This is a genomic window from Streptomyces sp. NBC_01335, from assembly GCF_035953295.1.
GTDB lineage: Bacteria > Actinomycetota > Actinomycetes > Streptomycetales > Streptomycetaceae > Streptomyces.
In genome coordinates this window covers 7,503,404-7,521,997 of the sequence record NZ_CP108370.1, presented here as the reverse complement: position 1 = coordinate 7,521,997, position 18,594 = coordinate 7,503,404, and the positions used below count along the sequence as shown (strand labels likewise).

At 71.3% G+C, this 18,594-nt stretch carries 15 protein-coding genes and 5 pseudogenes; 13 read left to right on the top strand and 7 right to left on the bottom strand.

Features of this window, described 5'->3' with window-relative positions:
* Window positions 1-363: 363 nt before the first annotated feature.
* The 3 genes and pseudogenes from cas1 to OG599_RS31855 all read right to left on the bottom strand — a co-directional run bounded on the left by cas1 (window position 364) and on the right by OG599_RS31855 (window position 2,909).
* Window positions 364-1,533: a CRISPR-associated endonuclease Cas1 gene (cas1, locus tag OG599_RS35525; RefSeq protein WP_442809611.1), complete on the bottom strand. Its 1,170-nt coding sequence runs from the start codon at window positions 1,531-1,533 to the stop codon at window positions 364-366.
* 20 nt (window positions 1,534-1,553) lie between these two features.
* Window positions 1,554-2,162: pseudogene (locus OG599_RS31860) on the bottom strand (alpha/beta hydrolase fold domain-containing protein); the annotation flags it as partial.
* A gap of 159 nt (window positions 2,163-2,321) precedes the next feature.
* Window positions 2,322-2,909 (bottom strand): TetR/AcrR family transcriptional regulator, encoded by a 588-nt coding sequence (locus OG599_RS31855; RefSeq protein ID WP_327179427.1) that lies wholly within the window; start codon window positions 2,907-2,909, stop codon window positions 2,322-2,324.
* A 91-nt stretch (window positions 2,910-3,000) separates the two neighbouring features.
* Between OG599_RS31855 and OG599_RS31850 the strand changes: the two genes are divergently transcribed.
* Window positions 3,001-3,978 carry a quinone oxidoreductase family protein gene (locus OG599_RS31850; RefSeq protein ID WP_327179426.1) on the top strand — a complete coding sequence of 326 codons (978 nt, stop codon included), beginning with the start codon at window positions 3,001-3,003 and terminating at the stop codon, window positions 3,976-3,978.
* 46 nt (window positions 3,979-4,024) lie between these two features.
* On the opposite strand, the gene OG599_RS31845 is transcribed toward OG599_RS31850, so the two are convergent.
* On the bottom strand, window positions 4,025-4,741 hold the full coding sequence (locus tag OG599_RS31845; RefSeq protein WP_327179425.1) for an LLM class flavin-dependent oxidoreductase: 717 nt from the start codon (window positions 4,739-4,741) through the stop codon (window positions 4,025-4,027).
* On the opposite strand from OG599_RS31845, the pseudogene OG599_RS31840 reads away from it, so the two are divergent.
* The 5 genes and pseudogenes from OG599_RS31840 to OG599_RS31820 all read left to right on the top strand — a co-directional run.
* Window positions 4,688-5,151 (top strand): annotated as a pseudogene (locus tag OG599_RS31840) (NADP-dependent phosphogluconate dehydrogenase); the annotation flags it as partial. The gene OG599_RS31845 and the pseudogene OG599_RS31840 sit on opposite strands and share 54 nt — an antisense overlap.
* Window positions 5,152-5,332: 181 nt before the next feature.
* On the top strand, window positions 5,333-6,424 hold the full coding sequence (locus OG599_RS31835; RefSeq protein WP_327179424.1) for a Dyp-type peroxidase: 1,092 nt from the start codon (window positions 5,333-5,335) through the stop codon (window positions 6,422-6,424).
* Complete coding sequence (locus OG599_RS31830) at window positions 6,424-7,221, top strand: family 1 encapsulin nanocompartment shell protein (protein WP_327179423.1); 798 nt, start codon at window positions 6,424-6,426, stop codon at window positions 7,219-7,221. Before OG599_RS31835 ends, OG599_RS31830 begins: the two co-directional genes overlap by 1 nt.
* Before the next feature lie 170 nt (window positions 7,222-7,391).
* A complete protein-coding gene (locus OG599_RS31825; protein WP_442809609.1) occupies window positions 7,392-8,792 on the top strand; it encodes a tetratricopeptide repeat protein in 1,401 nt (466 codons plus the stop codon).
* A gap of 104 nt (window positions 8,793-8,896) precedes the next feature.
* Entirely contained in the window at window positions 8,897-10,309 is a 1,413-nt protein-coding gene (locus OG599_RS31820; protein WP_327179422.1) for a diaminopimelate decarboxylase, read from the top strand.
* Window positions 10,310-10,757: 448 nt separating this feature from the next.
* On the opposite strand, the gene panD is transcribed toward OG599_RS31820, so the two are convergent.
* Complete coding sequence (gene panD, locus OG599_RS31815; RefSeq protein WP_327179421.1) at window positions 10,758-11,183, bottom strand: aspartate 1-decarboxylase; 426 nt, start codon at window positions 11,181-11,183, stop codon at window positions 10,758-10,760.
* 353 nt (window positions 11,184-11,536) lie between these two features.
* Between panD and OG599_RS31810 the strand changes: the two genes are divergently transcribed.
* The 6 genes and pseudogenes from OG599_RS31810 to OG599_RS31785 form a co-directional block, all read left to right on the top strand.
* Window positions 11,537-11,752, top strand: coding sequence for a hypothetical protein (locus OG599_RS31810; protein ID WP_327179420.1), 216 nt, complete (start codon window positions 11,537-11,539; stop codon window positions 11,750-11,752).
* A 247-nt stretch (window positions 11,753-11,999) separates the two neighbouring features.
* Window positions 12,000-12,140: pseudogene (locus tag OG599_RS31805) on the top strand (transposase); the annotation flags it as partial.
* Between the two features lie 135 nt (window positions 12,141-12,275).
* Window positions 12,276-13,528, top strand: a pseudogene (locus tag OG599_RS31800) (IS256 family transposase).
* Between the two features lie 73 nt (window positions 13,529-13,601).
* On the top strand, window positions 13,602-14,582 hold the full coding sequence (locus OG599_RS31795; protein ID WP_327179419.1) for a threonine ammonia-lyase: 981 nt from the start codon (window positions 13,602-13,604) through the stop codon (window positions 14,580-14,582).
* Between the two features lie 880 nt (window positions 14,583-15,462).
* A complete protein-coding gene (locus OG599_RS31790) occupies window positions 15,463-16,353 on the top strand; it encodes a GNAT family N-acetyltransferase (RefSeq protein WP_327179418.1) in 891 nt (296 codons plus the stop codon).
* 91 nt (window positions 16,354-16,444) lie between these two features.
* Window positions 16,445-16,573 (top strand): annotated as a pseudogene (locus OG599_RS31785) (acetylxylan esterase); the annotation flags it as partial.
* A 43-nt stretch (window positions 16,574-16,616) separates the two neighbouring features.
* Here OG599_RS31785 and OG599_RS31780 read toward each other — a convergent pair.
* The gene (locus OG599_RS31780) at window positions 16,617-16,829 is read right to left on the bottom strand and encodes a hypothetical protein (RefSeq protein WP_327180298.1); all 213 of its coding nucleotides are present in this window, start codon (window positions 16,827-16,829) and stop codon (window positions 16,617-16,619) included.
* Between the two features lie 452 nt (window positions 16,830-17,281).
* On the opposite strand from OG599_RS31780, the gene OG599_RS31775 reads away from it, so the two are divergent.
* A complete protein-coding gene (locus OG599_RS31775; protein ID WP_327179417.1) occupies window positions 17,282-17,947 on the top strand; it encodes a HalD/BesD family halogenase in 666 nt (221 codons plus the stop codon).
* Here OG599_RS31775 and OG599_RS31770 read toward each other — a convergent pair.
* Window positions 17,877-18,248 carry a Shedu anti-phage system protein SduA domain-containing protein gene (locus OG599_RS31770; protein WP_327180259.1) on the bottom strand — a complete coding sequence of 124 codons (372 nt, stop codon included), beginning with the start codon at window positions 18,246-18,248 and terminating at the stop codon, window positions 17,877-17,879. The two genes, OG599_RS31775 and OG599_RS31770, sit on opposite strands and share 71 nt — an antisense overlap.
* Window positions 18,249-18,594 lie beyond the last annotated feature (346 nt).

The window sequence follows — 18,594 nt, the reverse complement described above, 5'->3', positions numbered from 1 at the left end:
GCGATCGGGAAGCTGAAGAGATCAGCGGAGATGAGCGAGGCCCACACCATAGTCCGCGCCACGACGTATAAGGACGCCGAAGCGCATTCTGCGAGGTCAGGACCGTGCATGACGCCGAAGGGTCTCGCCTGCTACTACCCTGCCCGCCGCCGTGCCGGAGTGCTGTGGAGCGACGGCGCGGAGGGTCGAGCCCGAAGCCGTGGGCCTTTCAGCGCTGTCGTGGCCTTCCGTGCTTGTACAGCGAAAACTCCCTCGATGTCCCTCCGACAGAGCTGAAAGTCCCTGAAAAGTCCCTGGCGGCTCGAGCTCGGAACCTGCCACGACGAGCCCGTGAGCGTTCATGCGGCGTGGCCCTTGGCGGTGCTACCGATCTTGGTGCGCGATGAAGTTGCGGTCTTCAGTCGCCCCGGAGGGCGACCGCCACCGGGTCGTGGGAGGCCCGCTACACCGACCCCCTGGGGTTACGGTCCTCGGCCGTCCGGAGGGCGACCGCCGCATGCCGCGTGCGGTCTGCGCGGCGCCCTGTGTGTCGCGTTGCGATCCTCGGCCGTCCGGAGAGCGACCACCACCACAGCGTCCGGCTCGGGTTACCAGACCTACGAGCCGTTGCCATCCTCGGTCGCCCCGGAGGGCGACCGCCACTACCGGCCTCTCCCCGGCACAGGTCGCGGTGGCGCTGTTGCGATCCTCGGTCGCCCCGGAGGTCGCAACGCGGCGAAGTCTGCGGCGGCCTTCGGGGGCGGTGGTATCGACGTCGTAGGTCAGGAGGAGGTCCATCACCCTGCCGTCCAGGGGAGGTAGGCGGGTAGGTCGCCGCGGAGGTGGCGGGCAAGGACGCGGGCCTGGACTACGGGGAGAAGACCGGCGGGGACATCCCGGCCGGCGATGGGGTGTCCCCAGGGTTGGGCTTTCCACGCCGAGAACCGTGGTGCGGCCGTCGTCGGTGAGACGTACGGCTCCTCCGCTCAGAACCTCGAAGTGTTCGCCGCGGATCTGGCGGCGGTTGAGCAGGGTGAGACGGAACCGGTCGGCGAGGACGGGGCGGAACTCCTCCATGAGGTCGAGGGCGAGTGCGGGTTTTCCGGGACGCAGGCCGTGGAGGTAGCCGATGTGGGGGTCGAGGCCGACTTGTTCGGCGGCTCCGTGGACGAGGCTCCTGAGTGGTCCGTAGGTGAAGGAGAGCAGGGCGTTGACAGGGTCCGTGGGTGGTCGGCGGTTGCGGTGGGTGAAGGGCGGGATGCTCTCGGAGGGGCGGAGTGCGTAGGTGAGGGCGGTGAAGTAGGTGCGGGCGGCGTTGCCTTCGATGCCCATGGCGATGTCGAGTGACTCGGCGTCGCGCGTCGTGATGAGGGCTGCGGCGAGTTCGTCGGCGTGGGTTCTGATCCTCAGCCGTGCCGCGGGTTCGGCGTCGCGTTCGGCGCGGAGGAGGATCCAGCGGCTGTTGCGGATCTTCCCGGCGACCATGTTTCGGGCGATGTCGAGGCGGGCGGCAACGTCGTCGTGGATCTGGTGCTGGGCGTGGCGCAGGAGCACGTTGCCTTTTGCGGCTCCGTCGAACCGGTGTCGAAGCTCGCGTCGGTGACCGGGTAGAACAGCACCTGCTGGAGCAGCGGGACGTCTCCCCGCTCCTTGGCCATCAGGGTCAGGGCGGCCGCCATGTTGCCCCCGACCGAGTCGCCGACGACGGCGAGGAGTGCGGCGTCCATGTCCTTGGTGGCGCCCTGCTCGACGATCCACCGGGCGACGGTGTAGTTCTGCTCGATGGCGACGGGGTAGCGGGCCTCGGGCGAGAGGTCGTACTCGGGGAAGACCACCGCGGCGCGGGCGCCGACGGCGAGTTCACGGACCAGCCGGTCGTGGGTGTGGGCATTACCGAAGACACACCCCGCACCGTGGATGTAGAGGATCACCGGCAGGACACCTTCGGTGCCGGCCGGCTTGACGATCCGGGCCCGCGCGCTGCCCGTGGGACCACCCGACACGGTGATCCACTCCTCGTCGACCTCCGGCTTGCTGATGTCTCCGGACTGCACCTCGTCCACGGCCTTGCGGCCCTCTACGGGACCGAGGTCGAAGAGGTAAGGCGGCGCGTCGGTGGCCTCGGCGAACGCCTGGGCGGCGGGTTCCAGTACCGGCCCGACCGGCTCGACAACGTGGGCCATGGGTGACTCCTGGGGTGATCGGGGGTGATGCGCTGTACTGCCCTTGACCCTAGAAGTGGCGGAAGGCCGACATTTTCTGTGCGTGCACTCGCTCTGTATGCAAAGCGCCCAAAGCACCGTGCACCATCCGAAAGCCGGTTCGGCACGTGATCGGCCGCATCACGCGTCCAGCAGGCTCGTCGCCGTCAGCCGCAACGCGACCGCCAGCCGTTCCCCCTCCCCCCTCTCCAGGAGTCGCAGAATGGGCTCACTGCTCAGAGTCGACAGCAGAACGTGCGCCATCAGCTCGGCGTCCAGCGAGGGGCGCAGCTCGGCGAGCAAGGTGCTGAGGTGGCCGTGCCAGAAGCGGTAGACAGGATGGCCGTCGTCCGCCCTGGGGCGTTGGGTGGTGGTGACGGCGTGGCCGAGGGCCGCGAGCAGGCCCTTGTTCCGGGCCACCACGGCCACGATGCCGTCGAGGAACGCGAAGAGACGCGAACGTGGGTCGGCGTCGGGACCCAGGGGTGGCGGCCCGGAGACGACGGCGTCGTGCAGGGCCAGGGCACGGTCCTGCATCAGGGCGTGCATGAGGCCCATACGGCTGCCGAAGCGATGGAACACGGTGCCCTTGCCGACGCCGGCCGCCGCGGCGACCTGCTCCATGGAGATCTCGTCCGGGCGGTACAGGGCCAGGAGTTCTTCGGTGGCGCGCAAGATCGCGCGGCGGTTGCGGGCCGCGTCGGCGCGTTCGCGTCGGACTTCCGCCATCGGGGAACCTCCTGGACAACTGGACCGGCGGTCCAGTACGTTGGCCGCAAGTTGACTGGTAGTCCACTTTAGCTGGGAAAGAGGGGTCGTCATGCGGCGCGTCCGCTACCACGAATACGGGGGACCTGAGGTCCTGCAGGTCGAGGAGGCCGAGGTACCGGTTCCCGGCGAGGGGCAGGTGCTCATCAGGACGGAGGCGGTCGGGGCCAACTTCGTCGACACCAAGTACCGGCAGGGGCCGGGTGCGGGGGCGATCTTCCAGCGGCCGCTGCCGGGCAAGCTGACCGGCGACGTCGTCGGCACGGTCGAGGCCGTCGGCGAGGGTGTCGAGGGGTTCGTGGTCGGAGAGCGGGTCGCGGCCCTTGCGGCGGAGGATGCCTACGCCGACTACGTGCTCGCCACGGCGCAGTGGACCGTCAAGGTGGGCGAGGGCATCGACAACGGCTCGGCCACCATGCTGCCGATGGGTGCGCCGGTCGCGTTGCGCGCGCTGCGGACGGGCAACTTCGCCGCCGGCGAGTCGGTACTGGTGCACTCCGCGGCAGGCGGCATCGGCCACCTCGCCGTGCAGATCGCGAAGCTGCTCGGGGCCGGCACGGTGGTCGCCACCGCCAGCTCCGACGCCAAGCTGGAGTTCGCCCGCAAGCACGGCGCCGACATCGCGGTGAACTACACCGAGGAGAACTGGACCGACCAGGTGCGCGCGGCGGTGCCGGGCGGGATCGACGTCGTGCTCGAGGCAGTGGGTGGCGACATCCTGCGGCGCAGCTTCGATGTGCTGGCGCCGTACGGCCGGGCCGTGACCTACGGTGCGGCCAGCGGTGACCTGATCTCCGTACCGGTCACGAGCATCTTCGCGCTCAAGTCCCTGGCGGGCTTCAACCTGACGGCATGGCGGATGGCCAGGCCCGAGCAGGCGCGCGCGGAAATGGACGAGCTCGCCGGCTACTTCGCCGCAGGCGAGCTCACCACCGCCGTGCACGCCACCGTGCCGCTCGCCGAGGCGGCCGAGGCACACCGGCTGCTCGACGACAGGGCCGCGCTGGGCCGGGTTCTGCTGGTCCCGTAATGCCTGCGGGCGGGCGCGGGGTGCGCGAGCCCCGTGCCCGCCTCCTTCACCTCAGTTCGCCCGCGATGCGCTCCAGATGGCCGACCAGCGTGCCGAGGCCGGCGCCCATCGGTTGCACCACCACGTGATCCGCGCCCGCGTCGAGGTGCTCGCGCACACGTGCGGCGACGACCTGTTCGTCACCGCAGGCGAACATCGCGTCGATCACCCGGTCCGACGGTTTGGCTCCCAGCTCGTCTGCGGGGAAACCGAGCCTGCGCATGCTGGCGACGTACGGCGAACCCGGGATGCGGAAGAGTGATCCCTGCCTCGCGCCCGACCGGGCGCGGGAACGGTCCTCGTCCAGGAAGACTCCGACACCGACCACGAGCAGCTTGTCCTGGCCGAGCACGGCACGTGCCCGCGCCGTGTGCTCCACCGGCATCGAGTGCGGGTAGGCCCCGTCGGCACGAGCGGCGGCCACTTCCAGCATCTTCGGGCCGAGCGCGGCGAGCAGGCGGGGAAACGGCACGTCGAACGCCTGTCCTTGCGCCGCGTCCATACGGTCGAGGTAGGCGGTCATCTCGTCGACCGGCTTGCCGTAGGTCAGACCGTGCGCCTCGACGAGCACGCGGGCGCTCACGCCGAGGCCGAGCGCCAGCCTGCCCGGGTAGGCGGCGGCCAGCGTCTCCGCACCCGCCTGCGTCGTCGGCGCCTGCCGCGCCCAGATGTTGGCGATCCCCTGTACGCGTCCAAGATCGTCTCGTACACCCAGGGCTTCCACCAGATCCGGGCGGGCAGCGAGGAGTACGGCTGGAACGTCGACCTGGGCGCCGTCGCCGGGATCTGGCGGGCCGGTTGCATCATCCGGGCGGCGTTCCTGGACCGGATCAGGGCGGCCTTCGACAGCCGGCCCGAGCTGCTGAGCCTCCTCTCCGACAAGGACTTCGCCCGGGAGATCGGCGCGGCACAGGACGACTGGCGGGCGGTGGTCGCGCAGGCGGCGCTGCGCCGACGCCCGGGTTCGCGGCGGCCCTCTCGTACTACGACGGGCTGCGCGCCGAGCGACTGCCGGCCGCGCTGACCCAGGGGCAGCGGGACTTCTTCGGGGCGCACACCTACCGGCGTACCGACCGGGAGGGGTCGTTCCACACGCTGTGGGGCGGCGACCGCTCGGAGGTCGACGCGGGCTGAACGGTCCGGCAGGGGCGCGGCCGGGCCGCCGGTGGTCCGGCCGGTGCACGTACGGGCCGCCGCGGCCCCGCCCGTACGGGTCGCGCCCGGGTGCGGCCGGACCGTGCCTGTGGGTGAGTGGCAGTAGCCCCTGCCCCGCCCCCGCCCCGCTGCCCCGTCGCTGCCCACTGGAGTGCGCCCCATGCCCGATGCCGTTCCGGACCCCGTCAGGGTGCAGCCCGTGGTGGCTCCGCTCACCGAGGCGGCGCTGATCCTCGTCGGCACGATCGAGCCGGGTGGCGAGGAGGCCGTACGGTCCGTGCTGCCGGAGGTCGCCTCGATCGCCCGGTCACTCGGCTTCCGCTTCCCGGACGCCGGGCTCTCCTGTGTGCTGGGCTTCGGCTCCCAGGCCTGGGACCGGCTCTTCGGCGGCGGGCGTCCGGCGCTGCTGCACCCGTTCCAGGAGCTGCGCGGACCGCGCCACACCGCCCCGGCCACCCCCGGCGACCTGCTCCTGCACATCCGGGCCGAGCGGGCGGACGTCTGCCACGAGTGGGCCGCGCAGCTGCTCGACCGTCTCGGCGGGGCGGTCCGGATCGTGGACGAGACGCAGGGGTTCCGCTACCTCGACCACCGCGACCTGCTGGGATTCGTCGACGGTACGGAGAACCCGGTGGGCGACGACGCCCGGGCCGCCGCGCTGGTGGGCGACGAGGACCCATCGTTCGCCGGAGGCAGTTACGTCCTCGTGCAGAAGTACCTGCACGATCTGACCGCCTGGAAGGCCCTGAGCACCGAGGAGCAGGAGCGGGTCATCGGCCGCACCAAGGCGGACGACGTCGAACTCCCCGAGGGCGTCCAGCCCGCCGACTCGCACGTCGCGCTCAACACCGTCACCGACCCGGACGGCACCGAGCGGGACATCCTCCGCGCCAACATGCCGTTCGGCAGCTTCGGGCGGGGCGAGTTCGGTACGTACTTCATCGGGTACGCGGCCGACCCCGGCGTCACGGAGCGGATGCTCCGCAACATGTTCCTCGGCGACCCGCCCGGTACGCACGACCGCATCCTGGACTTCTCCACGGCGGTCACCGGCACGCTCTTCTACGCCCCCGACGCCGGCTTCCTCGACGCCCCGCCCCCGCCCCCCGCCGCCGCGGGCACCCGGCCGCTGCCGGAGACGGCGGCCCCGCCGGTCCTGTCCACGGCGGCGCTCCAGGACGACTCCGTACTCCCCGCCCTCGCGGGCGACGGTTCGCTGCGCATCGGCAGCCTGCAAGAAAGCGCCCAGTGATGAACAATCTGCACCGAGAACTCGCCCCCGTCACCGAAGCCGCCTGGCAGCAGATCGAGGAGGAGGCGCGGCGGACGTTCAGCCGCCATGTCGCGGGCCGCAGGGTCGTCGACGTCACGGACCCGGAGGGCCCCACCCTGGCGGCGGTCGGCGACGGCCACCTGCGGCCCATCGACCCGCCCACCCCGGACGTGCTGGCGCGGGCCCGTACGTCGATGCCGGTGATCGAGTGGCGGGTGCCGTTCACGGTGACCCGGCAGGCCGTGGACGACGTCGAGCGCGGTTCCGACGACAGTGACTGGCAGCCCGTCAAGGACGCGGCGCGCACCTGCGCGTTCGCCGAGGACATGGCGATCATCGACGGGTACCCGGCGGCCGGGATCACCGGTCTGCGTGACGGCTCCTCGCACGATCCGCTGCCGCTGCCCGCCGACGCGCGAGACTACCCGGCGGCCGTCAGTCAGGCGCTGACCCGGCTGCGGCTCGCCGGTGTCGACGGCCCGTACCGGCTGCTGCTCGGCGCCGACGCCTTCACCGAGGCGACCGAGACCTCCGACCACGGGTATCCGGTGGCCACCCACATCGGCCGCCAGCTGGACGACCCCATCCTGTGGGCGCCCGCGATCAAGGGCGGAGTGCTGCTCTCCACCCGGGGCGGGGACTTCGAACTGCGGCTCGGCCAGGACCTGTCCATCGGCTACCAGAGCCATGACGCCACCTCCGTGCACCTCTACTTCCAGCAGGCCTTCACCTTCCGGCTGCTGACTCCGGAGGCCGTGGTCCCGCTCATCGCCTGATCCCTCCCGGCAGCGGCCACGCCGCCTCCGTACGCGGTGACACAACCGTCCTCACCGGGCAATTGCCCCGAGGACGCACCCCTCGCCCACGCCCCGGGACGATCTGGTCGATACTCATCTCCCGTACCTGTCGCGGTCGGGGTGTGTACCGAGGCGAAATGAGGGGCCACGTGGCGGAGAAGAGCGCGACCGGGCGTCGGGCGGAACGCGGACCGGTGGACGACCCCGCCACGATCGGCCGGCGCGTCCACCGGCTGCGCGCGGAGCGCGGTCTCACCCAGCGCGAGCTCGCCGAACCCTCGTACACACCCGCCTACATATCCACGCTGGAGGCGGGCCGGGTCCGGCCCTCCGAGGCGGCCGTCCGGCACCTCGCCGAGCGGCTCGGCGTGAGTTACGAGGAGATCGCCACCGGGCGCCCCGCCCACCTCGCGACCGAGTTGCGGCTGCGCCTGGTAGAAGCCCAGCGCACCCTGGCGACCGGCGCCGCCGAGGACGCGGTGGCCGACTTCACCGAGCTGCTCGCCGAGGCCGACCGGCTCGGACTCGACCAGGAGAGCGCCTCGGCAGCCCTGGGGCTCGGCGAATGCGCCCTGGAGACCGGTGATCTCCCCACCGCCCGGCGGCACTTCGAGGCGGCCGAGCGCCTGCTCGCGGACGCCCCGCTCTCCCAGCGGGCGCGGGCCGTCCGGGGCCGGGCCGTCGCGCACCTGCTGGCGGGCGAACTCCGTTACGCCTGCTACCTGTTGGAGAGCGCCATCGAGGAGCTGAACTCCTCCGGTCTCCCGGACCCCGGCGCGCTCCTGCTGCTGTACACGGCGTCGATCGCGCCGTACATGGACATGGGCGCCCACGCACGGGCGGCGCAGGCGGGCGAGCTGGCGCTCGCGCTGGCTCCCCGGGTCGACGATCCGGAACTGGTGGCGGGCATGCACCGCGGGGTGGCCAGGTCCCTCATCGCCGCCGGGCGCACCGCCGAGGCCGACGCCTCGCTGGCCCGGGCGGCGGAGATCTACCAGCAGCTCCAGATCCGTACGGAGATGGCGCACTGCCACTGGATGCGCGGCTACGTACGGGCCCAGGGCGGTGACCTCTCCGGAGCCGAGAACGAGCTGCTCGCCGCCCGGGACATGCTGGCCTCGAAGCGGGCGGCCCTCTACACGGCGCAGGTCGAGGTGGAGCTCGCGGACGTCCTGCGCCGGCAGGGCAAGGCGCGCCAGGCCGAGGACCTGCTGCACCGGCTGCTGGGCGAGCTCCAGCCGGACCGGGGCGCGGTGCACGCGGCCGGGGCGCACCGGCTCCTCGGGCTGATCCACGAGGAGGACGGGGAGACCGACACCGCCGAGGAGCACTACGTCAAGGCGCTGGCCCTGCTGGAGCGCGCCGGGGCGGCCGGGGACCTCGCGGACATCTGCCGGCTCCTCGGCGACCTGCTGCGCCGGGCGGGGCGCACGGAGGCCGCCCTGGACGCGTACCGGACCGGGCTCGGCCACCGGGCGGCCCCCGGTTCCACCACCCTGGGCCCCGCACCGGTGAGCCCGCGCCCGATCCTCGGGGGCGCCGGGCAGTAGGGCCGACGGCGGCCGGGTCGAGCACCACCGGCACCACGAGGGTTCACCTCCGGTCCGGCCCGGCGCCGATGACGGGAGACCGGTCGATCGGCCATTCTCGCCGTATGACTCAGACGATTTCCTTCACCGGCGCCCGGCCCGCCCCGAAGTTCGCCCCCGTCGTGCGGCGCGCGGTCGCCGACGGTCTGCTCGGCGAGACGCAGCCCGTCGTCGGATTCATCGACACCGAGGGGGTGCGGGGCTCGGTCGAGGCCCTGCGCGAGGCGTTCGCCGGGGCCCCGCAGGTACTGCACACCTTCGCCGCGAAGGCCTGCTCGCTCGTCCCGGTGCTGCGCCTGCTCGCCTCGTACGGCATGGGGTGCGAGGTGGCGAGCCCCGGGGAGCTCCGGCTGGCCATGGACGCCGGTTTCGCGCCCTCGATGATCGTGCTGGACTCCCCCGCCAAGACCCGTGAGGAGATCCGGCTGGCGCTGGCGCTCGGGATCGCCGTCAATGCCGACAGCCTCGACGAGCTGCGCCGCATCGACGCACTGCGCTGGTCCACCTCCCCCTCGGTGCTCGGACTGCGGGTGAACCCGCAGGTCGGGGCCGGTGCGATCGGAGCGATGAGCACGGCCACCGCCACCTCGAAGTTCGGCGTGCCGCTGCGGGACCCCGGGGCCCGTGCGGCGGTGGTGCGCGCCTTCGCGGAACGCCCCTGGCTGACCCGGCTGCACGCCCACGTGGGCTCCCAGGGCTGCCCGCTGGAGTTGCTCGCGGCCGGGGTCGTGGAGACGTACCGGCTGGCCGAGGAGATCAACGCGCACCTCGGCGAGCGCCGGATCACCAGCCTCGACATCGGGGGCGGGCTGCCGGTGAACTTCGCGGACGACGAGGTGCGGCCCACCCACGGCGACTACGTGACCGCGCTGCGTACCGCCGTACCGGACCTCTTCGACGGGCGGTACGCGCTGGTGACGGAGTTCGGCCGGTCGCTGCTGGCGAAGAACGGGTTCATCGGGGCGTTGGTCGAGTACACGAAGGACGCGGGCGGCCGGCGCATCGCCCTGACCCACGCGGGCGCGCAGACGGCGACCCGTACCGTCCTGATGCCCGGGTCCTGGCCGCTGCGGGTGGGGGCCTTCGGGCCGGACGGTCTGCCCAAGGGCGGGCCTCCGCTCGTGCAGGACGTCGCCGGTCCCTGCTGCTTCGCCGGGGACGTGGTCGCGCACGGCCAGGAGCTGCCGGAGCTGCGCGAGGGCGACTTCGTGGTGCTCTACGACACGGGCGCCTACTACTTCTCGGCGCCGTGGGCGTACAACAGCCTGCCGAGGCCGGCGGTGTACGGCTTCCGTACGACGGACGGGGGCGACGGGTGCGACCGGGTGCGTTTCGCGCCGGTGCGCGACGCCCAGACCCTGGAATCGATCGCGGCGGAGAGCGGGCTCGTCCACGCCGACGCGCTGGTGGGCCTCGGCGGTGTCAACAGCGGCGTGAACGGCGGATCGGGCAGAGGCGTGGGCAGCGCCCTCGTGTGACGGCGGGCGCCCACGGAACCCGCCCCCGGGCGGGCCCGTCCGGCATGTCGCGCCGCCGGACGGGCCCGCCGCCCGGGATCAGCCCGCGGGCTGCGGGGACGGCTCGGGGTCCGGTACCGGTTCGGGGCCCGGCGCCGGAGGCTGCGGAATCGGGTCCGGAGCCGGCCCGGGCGGTACCGGCCCGGGCCCCGGCGGCACCGGCGGCGGAGTCGGCACCGGCGTCGGCGGCCCGGGCACGGGCGTCGGGCTCGGCACGGGCGACGGATGGACGGGATCGGGGTACGGCTGGGTCATCGCGACCCTCCCATGGTGCGAACGGTACGAGTGGGGCTCATCCCCACCGTCTCCCGCTGCGGCTGCCCGCGCCTGCCGGGACCACACCTCACACGCCCGGACCGCACCCCGGCCGGCCCGTCCGTCCGAGGCCCGTCCGGCCGTCCCTGCGGTGTCAGCGGGCCGACGGGACCGCGTGCGGACTGCGCTCGGTGGGGGTACCCGGTACCGGCGCGGAGGCGTCGTTCCCCAGCGCGACGATCCGGTTCTCCGCGTCGACGTGCACCACACTGGGGACGAGCGTGCGCGCCTCCGCGTCGTCGACCTGCGCGTAGCTGATCAGGATGACCAGGTCACCCGGGTGCACGAGATGCGCGGCGGCACCGTTGATCCCGATCACGCCGGAACCCCGCTCGCCCTCGATGACGTAGGTCTCCAGGCGGGCACCGTTGGTGATGTCGACGATGTGCACCAGTTCACCGGGGAGCAGATCGGCGGCTTCCATCAGCTCGGCGTCGATCGTGACCGATCCCACGTAGTGCAGGTCGGCCTGGGTCACGGTGGCACGGTGAATCTTGGACTTGAACATGGTGCGGATCATCGATGAACTCCTGAACTTAGGCTCCCTGCCTGCGTTTTTGCAGGTCAAGTGCTGTCTCCCCATCCTACAATGAGCCGCATGTCCGGGCAGCGTTCCCCAGGCATTCCAGGACTGGGACGGCCGCCCTTTCTTGACCGTGCGCAACTGCTCCCGGTCGATGCGGCGGGGGGCGGGGGCGATGTGCAGAGAGCGACGGGTTCCTGGTGCGCGCGGTACCGGGCGGCCGCCTTCCACTCGCCCCGCGGCGTACGACCGGGCTGTCCGACGTCGATGCCCTCGTGGTCGGGTTTACGCAGGAGCGGCCGTGCGGGAGAATTCATGGGCTACGTACGTGCACGGGACCGGGGGGCTTCATGATCGAATTGGCTGTTCTGTTCGGGTTGCTGACCGCGCTGGTGGTCTTCCTGATCGTCAAGCTCGGCCGACGGGGCAACCGCGCCACCGAGAACGCCGACGGCCTCCTCATCGAGCAGACTCGGCGGACGCAGGCGCACAGCGACCGTTCGTCGTACAGCTCCCTGACGGTGCACAACACGTTCCCGACGATGAGAGACCACCGGCAGCCTTAGAGGCTGTATCTCAACCGATGATGGAACGTGTGAGTCGAACAGGTTTCCCACCGGGGTGATCTTCCGGAGGTAGGTGCATGAAGGCAGGGCCCCTTGGTAGCTCGGAGGTGCGAACCGAACCGAGCAGTTCCAGGAGGCCCTGTTGTCGCAGTTCTACGCGTCCGCTCCCGCATTGTTCAACTCGGCTGCTCGATCGTGTGATTGTCTCGCGCACGTGTACGGGAACGCGGCTGATCGCCCGGACCGGGTGTGCCAGTATCCGTCGGATATGACGGACGCGGAGTGGGTGGAGGTGCGGCCGTTGTTGCCAGTGCCGGCCTGACTGGAGGGCGAGGGCGGGCAGCCCGAGGGCTATTGCCACCGCCAGATGTTGGACGCGATCCGTTACCGAGCAATGCTCAAGACCTGTGGATCGGCCTCGGGAGGGGTGCCTCGCGGAACGCGGAGGGCGTACCTTCCCGAGTGATCGATTGATGGTCACCGAGTAGACCCTCGTTGCACCGCGGGTTGGGAAGGCACGCCCGTGCTCAGCGTAGTCAACAACGACGGAACCACCGAGGCCGGATCCCTGATGGACGACATTGTCCGCGACGGTGCCCGGCGGATGCTCGCCGCGGTCCTGGAGGCCGAAATCAACCAGCAAATAGCTGAGTTGGCCGGTGAGCGGAACGAGGTCGGCCGCCGTCTGGTGGTCCGCAACGGCCATCATCGCGAACGGACGGTGACCACCACCGCCGGGCCGCTCGTGGCGAAGGCTCCCCGCGTGAACGACAAACGCGTCGACGTGGAAACCGGGGAGCGCAAGCGGTTCTCGTCGAAGATCCCCGCGCCGTGGTGCCGCAAGTCCCCGGAAATCAGCGAGGTCCTGCCCCTGCTCCACCTCCACGGACTGTCCTCCGGGACTTCGTGCCCGCGATGGAGCAGTTCCTGGGTTCCTCGGTCGGCCTCTCGCCGGCGACGGTGACCCGGCTGGCGAAGCAGTGGACCGACGACCACGCCGCTTTCCAGGCCCGTGATCTGTCGGATTCCGACTACGTCTACGTGTGGGCCGACGGCGTCCACCCCAAGGTCCGCCTCGGTCAGGCCCACTCCTGCGTCCTGGTCCTCATGGGTGTGCGCCCGGACGGCCGCAAGGAACTCGTCGCGCTGGCCGAGGGGCTGCGTGAATCGACCGAGTCGTGGGCGGATCTGCTGCGTGACTGCCGCCGACGCGGCATGCACGGTCCCGAACTTGTGGTCGGTGGCGGCGCGATGGGCCTGTGAAGGGCCTCGCGGAGGTGTTTCCGCAGGCCAGGCACCAGAGGTGCTGGGTTCACAAGGTCCGCAATGTCATGAACGCTCGCCCGAAGTCGGCTCAGCCCGGCGCGAAGAAGGCCCTGCAGGAGATCTACAACGCCGAGGGCCGCGACCACGCCGAGAAGGCGATCAGGGACTTCGAGCGCGCCTACCGGGCAAAGTGGCCGAAAGTAGTCCAGAGGGTCACAGGCGAGGCCGCCGAGCTCCTCGCGTTCTACGGCTTCCCCGCCAAGCACTGGGGACCTGCGCACGACAAATCCCATCGAGAGCACGTACAGAACCGTGAAGTTGAGGACCAAGGTCACCCGCGGTGCGGGCAGCCCGGCCGCGGCCCTGGCGATGGTGTTCAAGCTCGTCGAGTCCGCCCAGGCCCGCTGGCGCGCGATCACCGCACCCCACCTCGTCGCCCTCGTCCGCAACGGCGCCCGCTTCGAGAACGGTCACCTCGTCGAACGCCCCGAGGAACCCGCCGCAGCGTGACACACCTCAGCCGACCTGCACATTCTGGCAGTTGCTCATGAAACCAGCGCCGGTGGCACTACGCTGCTGTGTCGTGCAGGAGACGCGTCTCGACACTGCTCGGATCCGGGCGGCTCGCCGGGTGATCGACCCGGTCTTTCTCGACACTCCGCTGTACCGCTGCGAGGCGCTGGAGCCCGGCCTCGGGTGCACGGTGAGCATCAAGCTCGAAACGGCGAACCCGGTCCGCAGTTTCAAGGCCCGCGGCACCGAGGTAGTCGCGAGCCTGCTGGCCGACGATGCGTCGCGCGCCGTGGTGTGCGCGAGCGCGGGCAACCTTGGCCAAGCCCTCGCGTGGTCCGGTCGCGGCCGGGGGCTCGACGTGACCGTCGTGGCATCCCGCTTTGCGACTCGGGCCAAGCTTGATCGCATCCGCGCGTTGGGCGCCGGATTGGAGCTGGTGGACGGCGACCACGAGATGGCTCGCGAGCGGGCGGCGGCCATCGCGCGGCACGACGGCATCCGGCTGGTCGAAGACAGCCTGGACATCGAGACCTGCGAGGGCGCGGCGACCATCGGCCTGGAACTGGTGGACACCACGTCATCGTTCGACACCGTCCTGATTGCTCTCGGCGGCGGGGCGCTGGCCACCGGCGTGGGGCATGTGGTGAAGGCACTGGCACCCCAAGTCGAGGTGATATGCGTCCAGCCGCTGGGCGCACCGGCGATGACACACTCGTGGCGCCAGCGGCGCGTCGTCACCACCGACTCGACCGACACCATCGCTGACGGCGTCGCCGGCCGACGTCCCATCCCCGCCGTCCTGGACGATCTCCTCCTGGTCGCTGACGACGCCGTCCTGGTTCAGGAGCCGTCGATCATCGCCGGTATGCGGATGCTCCTTGACCACGCCGGCCTCGTCGTCGAACCTTCGGCCGCGCTCGGCATCGCAGCGATCCTCGAAGACCGCGACCGCTTCGCCGGCCGACACGTTGTCACCATCGTGTGCGGCAGCAACATCGACGTAGACGCCTACCACCGCTGGGTCGGCACAGCTCCCATCCACAGGTTGTGACAATGGCTCGCTACCGAGCAGGCGTCCGGTGCGGTGGCCGAAGGCGTCCCCGGCCACGACCGCGCCGGTGGCGGTGGCGATGACCAGAACCAGGTTCAGGTCGCCTACGCGGGCGAGGGCGCCTACGGCCAGCAGGAGGGTCAGGGTCGGGATGAACGCTCCGAGCAGCAGCAAGGGCTCGGTGAGCGACCTGGAAGGTCGAGGAGCGCGGCCGGAACGGATCGCGCTCCTCGGGGACTGCCGAGCGGTCAGCGACGTCTCCTGCCCCGCAATCACCGCGCTGGGCATCAAGGGGCCGTCTCGCGCCCCGAAGCCGCCGGCCGCGCCTGCGGTGGAAGCCGGTCAGGGCACAGCAGGTGTTCGAGCGCGGCCTGATGGCTCTCGCGCGGAGGGTGCAGCGGGTTGGGGCCAGGCCGGTATCGCGTGCACCAGGTGCCCGTTGTGGTCGAGGGTGGGACCGAGCCGGTGACGTGCTGGGCATGTTCGTGAGCAACGTCAGGAGTCACCGGGAAAGGCTCAGGCCCGGGCAGGGCATCGCGCTGGCTGGCCTCGCGCTGGGTGGCCTCGGGCTGGGTGGCCTCGGGCTGGGTCGGCGGCGTGAGCAGTGAGCTCATGGCATTGCCTGGCCCGTGCGCGTTTGGCAAGATCATCCGGGGCCGGTGACCGTGTGCGCCGGCCATGACGCGCGACCGGCGGTGCCTGGCGCCCCGGCCGCCCCCTCAGACCCGTCGGTTGCCCCGCCAACGCGCCGCCGACCGGTACCTCGCCCCTGAAAGCTGTGTGAATGACCTCTCCGAGCAGTACTGTTCCTCGCTTGTCCGCCGTCTCGCGCTCCGGCTCGGAACTGGATCAAGTCCTTGCCCTCACTTCTCGTGAACCCGTGTGGCGCCTGCCGGCCGACGCCTACCGTGCGGAGGCCGCCCAGCAGCAGTACCGTCCGGAGTGGACCTGGGCCGCCTGGGGCCCGGACGGCCGGGTGCTGGCCCGAGCCTTGTGGTGGGGGCAGAGCGACAGCGCCCACCCGATCGCACTCGACTGCCTCGCGATAGCCGACGACGTCCCCACTGCCGAAAGGGCCGCGCTGGGCGCCATGCTCCTGGACGCGGGGCATCAGGCTTTCCGCGAGGCGGGCGCCCAGGCCCCGCCGCTGTACAACCTCATGCGCCTGCCCGGCGCGTGGCGGGACGATCCCGAGTACGTCGCCGCCGTGTCCTGGCGCCAGGAAGCCGCCCGCCGGGCCGGACTGACGATCGAGGTGGAACGCCTGCAATTCGAGTGGACGCCCGAGGTGCCGCTGCCCGCCGAACCCGAGCGGCTGGTGTTCTCCCCGGAACCCGACGACGACGTCTTCCTCGCCGCGATGCTGCGGGTGGCGGAGGGCACACTCGACGCCCACACCCTGGAGGGCGAAGCGGCCAACGGCCGTGAGGCCACCACACGCGAGAGCCTGCAGTTCTATCTCGACCGGCCCGGCAAGCGGGAATGGTGGCGCCTCGCGCACACCCCGGACGGCACCCTGGCCGGCCTCGCGATCCCGTCGGCCACCCCGTACAACCGCAACGTCGGCTACCTCGGCGTCGTCCCCGAACTACGCGGTCGCGGCCACGTGTCCGAGATCCTCGCGGCCATCACCCGCTTCCAGGCCGCGGACGGCGCCGAACGCATCACCGCCACGACCGACCTCGGCAACCAGCCGATGGCGGCGGCGTTCACCCGCACCGGATACCGCAACACGGAGACCCGGCTCATCTTCTCCGCACCGATGGACTAGATGTTCTGCCCGCGAAAGAGCGTCTCGGAGCAGGTGCACACCGCAGGGCGGATCAAGGACCTGGGAAAAAGGTGCAGTTCAGTGGCCCGGGGTGTACTTCGAGGGCCGCTTCCGCGGGACCGGCCTCGGGGTGGTACTCGACTGCGCGGCCGCCGACTACGACGTCCAGGTCGACGGGGCCACCGTCGCCACCCTCGTCACACCCGACGACACCACGCACAGGATCAACGGCCTGCGGGACGGCGAAGACACGGTCCGGGTCGTCAAACGCAACGACACCCCGGGGAACCCGCACGTTCGGAGGCTTCCTCGCCGCCCCAGGGGGTGCCGTACTGAGCAAGCCTGCGCCCCGGGACCGCCAGATCGAGTTCATTGCGGGCCCACTTCTTGAGGTCGCCGAGGCGGTAGAGGAGTTCGGCGCCGCGCTGGTCGACCGGGTCGGGGAAGTCCGGGTCGTTCTGGCGGGCCCGGCGCATTGCCTTGAGGCTGGCGACGGACTGGGACAGGTGCCGCTCGTACGCTCCGCGGAGTCCGACGACGGCGTCGTCCGGGGCTGGTGCTGGGGCCGGGTCCGCCGGCGGAGTCGCGGGGGTGTCGCCGGAGATGGCCGCGTCAGGTGGCGGAGGTGGTGCGGGGCTCCAGGATTCGGTGGGGTCGTCCCGGTCGGCTGCCGGCCCGGTGGCGGGCGGGAGCGGAAGCTCTGCGCTGGTGCTCCCGGCGTCAGAGGGAAGCCGCACCGGCCGAAGCTCTGGCTGGAGACCGTGCACCGCTCCCGGGCCCGGGTCGGCAACCAGCGCCCCCAGCCTGGCCCTGTGCTCCGCCGACCAAGGCCCGTCCGTCCTGCTCGGAGGCAGTCTCGTACGGAGCGGTCAGGGCCGCGGCGGGTTTGTCCGGCAGGGGCGTGAGGGATGCATGCTCCGTGTTGTCGATGCCTTTGCCCTCTCACCGCGAATCGCTGCGGCGGCGGTTCTCCCGTGACGGCTACCTCGCCCTGCCCGGACTCATCAGCCCCGCCGGACTCACCGAGCTCGGGGCGGAAGCACGCCGGCTGGAGGCCGAGGCGGTACGGCGGGACTTCCGCATGGAGTGCATGGCCGACAGCCCCCGGCACATGACCACGCTCGGCGGGCACCGGATCGCCGACGCCTCACCGCTCATCACCCGCCTCTACGCAGACCGGGAACTGACTGGGCTGCTCTCCTGCTTGCTGGGTGAGGCCGTCGTCGCCGTGCGCGACCCCGTCGAGCGGCACGTTCTGAACATCCTCCACCGCCCCGGTGACACCCACGGCGCGCACACCGACGACTACCCGCTCGCCCTCGTCCTCTTCCTGGAAGCCCCGCCCAACCCCGCTGACGGCGGACTGCTGGAGTTCCACCCCGGCCGCGGAGACCTCGACGCCCTCGATGCCCCCGGCACCCAGCACGTGCACCACCGGCCCGGTGACGGATACCTCCTGCGCAGCGACCGCACCGCCCACCGCGTCACCCCGCTCGGCCGGCCGGGGCTGCGGCGTACGGTGCTCAACTTCGCCTACACCACACCCGACCGCCAGGCATCCACCGCACCGTCCGCCTCCCTCCTCTACAAGTAAGTACCTCACACGCTCCGCAAGGTGGACGGAAGTCATATCGATCTTCGACGATGAGGCACGCCCGCCGGCAGAGCTCATCGAACGTCATGGTTTCGACGTCCTGGATCGATGCCCGGTGCAGCTCGAAGGAGTCGATCTTCTCCGGGTTCACACGGCCGTTGCGGGTGAACCCGCGCAGGTTCCCGATCACCACGACCTGCCGGGGCCGGGTGGCGGACAGTTCGACGCCGGTCGGAGTGCCGTCTGCGTCGTGGATATGGGTGAGGAACTCGCGGGAGATGAGCTGCTGAGCCTTGCTCACGGTCTTCTGCACCTGCGCCACGCCGCCGCGCACGAGGACTCCGGTACCACCGCGGCGATGGCCACCCGGTCGGGCCGGGTCGCGGCCACGTCGGCCTGATCGGCCGCCTGGGCCGTGTGGATCAGCAGGGGACGCCCGTGCGGGGCCCTGTCACGCCGTCCTCGACGCGACGGGCGGCCCCTCGGGGAGGGACACCACCGCAGCGGACCGCGTAAGGCGCCCTGAACTTCCGCGCACCCGAGGGCGAGGCGGGTGTGACGGTCGAGGCAGGTCAGGCGGGACGGAGCCCTTGACGGACGTCGGACCGGAGGAGAGGATGACCTTGATTTGACAACGTTGTCATACT

Coding starts and splice junctions, on each gene's coding strand:
- OG599_RS31835 (WP_327179424.1), top strand. CDS start 5,333: ATGCCCGATGCCGTTCCGGACCCCGTCAGGGTGCAGCCCGTGGTGGCT.
- OG599_RS31850 (WP_327179426.1), top strand. CDS start 3,001: ATGCGGCGCGTCCGCTACCACGAATACGGGGGACCTGAGGTCCTGCAG.
- OG599_RS31775 (WP_327179417.1), top strand. CDS start 17,282: ATGCCTTTGCCCTCTCACCGCGAATCGCTGCGGCGGCGGTTCTCCCGT.
- OG599_RS31820 (WP_327179422.1), top strand. CDS start 8,897: ATGACTCAGACGATTTCCTTCACCGGCGCCCGGCCCGCCCCGAAGTTC.
- OG599_RS31830 (WP_327179423.1), top strand. CDS start 6,424: ATGAACAATCTGCACCGAGAACTCGCCCCCGTCACCGAAGCCGCCTGG.
- OG599_RS31780 (WP_327180298.1), bottom strand. CDS start 16,829: ATGCGCCGGGCCCGCCAGAACGACCCGGACTTCCCCGACCCGGTCGAC.
- panD (WP_327179421.1), bottom strand. CDS start 11,183: ATGATCCGCACCATGTTCAAGTCCAAGATTCACCGTGCCACCGTGACC.
- OG599_RS31810 (WP_327179420.1), top strand. CDS start 11,537: ATGATCGAATTGGCTGTTCTGTTCGGGTTGCTGACCGCGCTGGTGGTC.
- OG599_RS31855 (WP_327179427.1), bottom strand. CDS start 2,909: ATGGCGGAAGTCCGACGCGAACGCGCCGACGCGGCCCGCAACCGCCGC.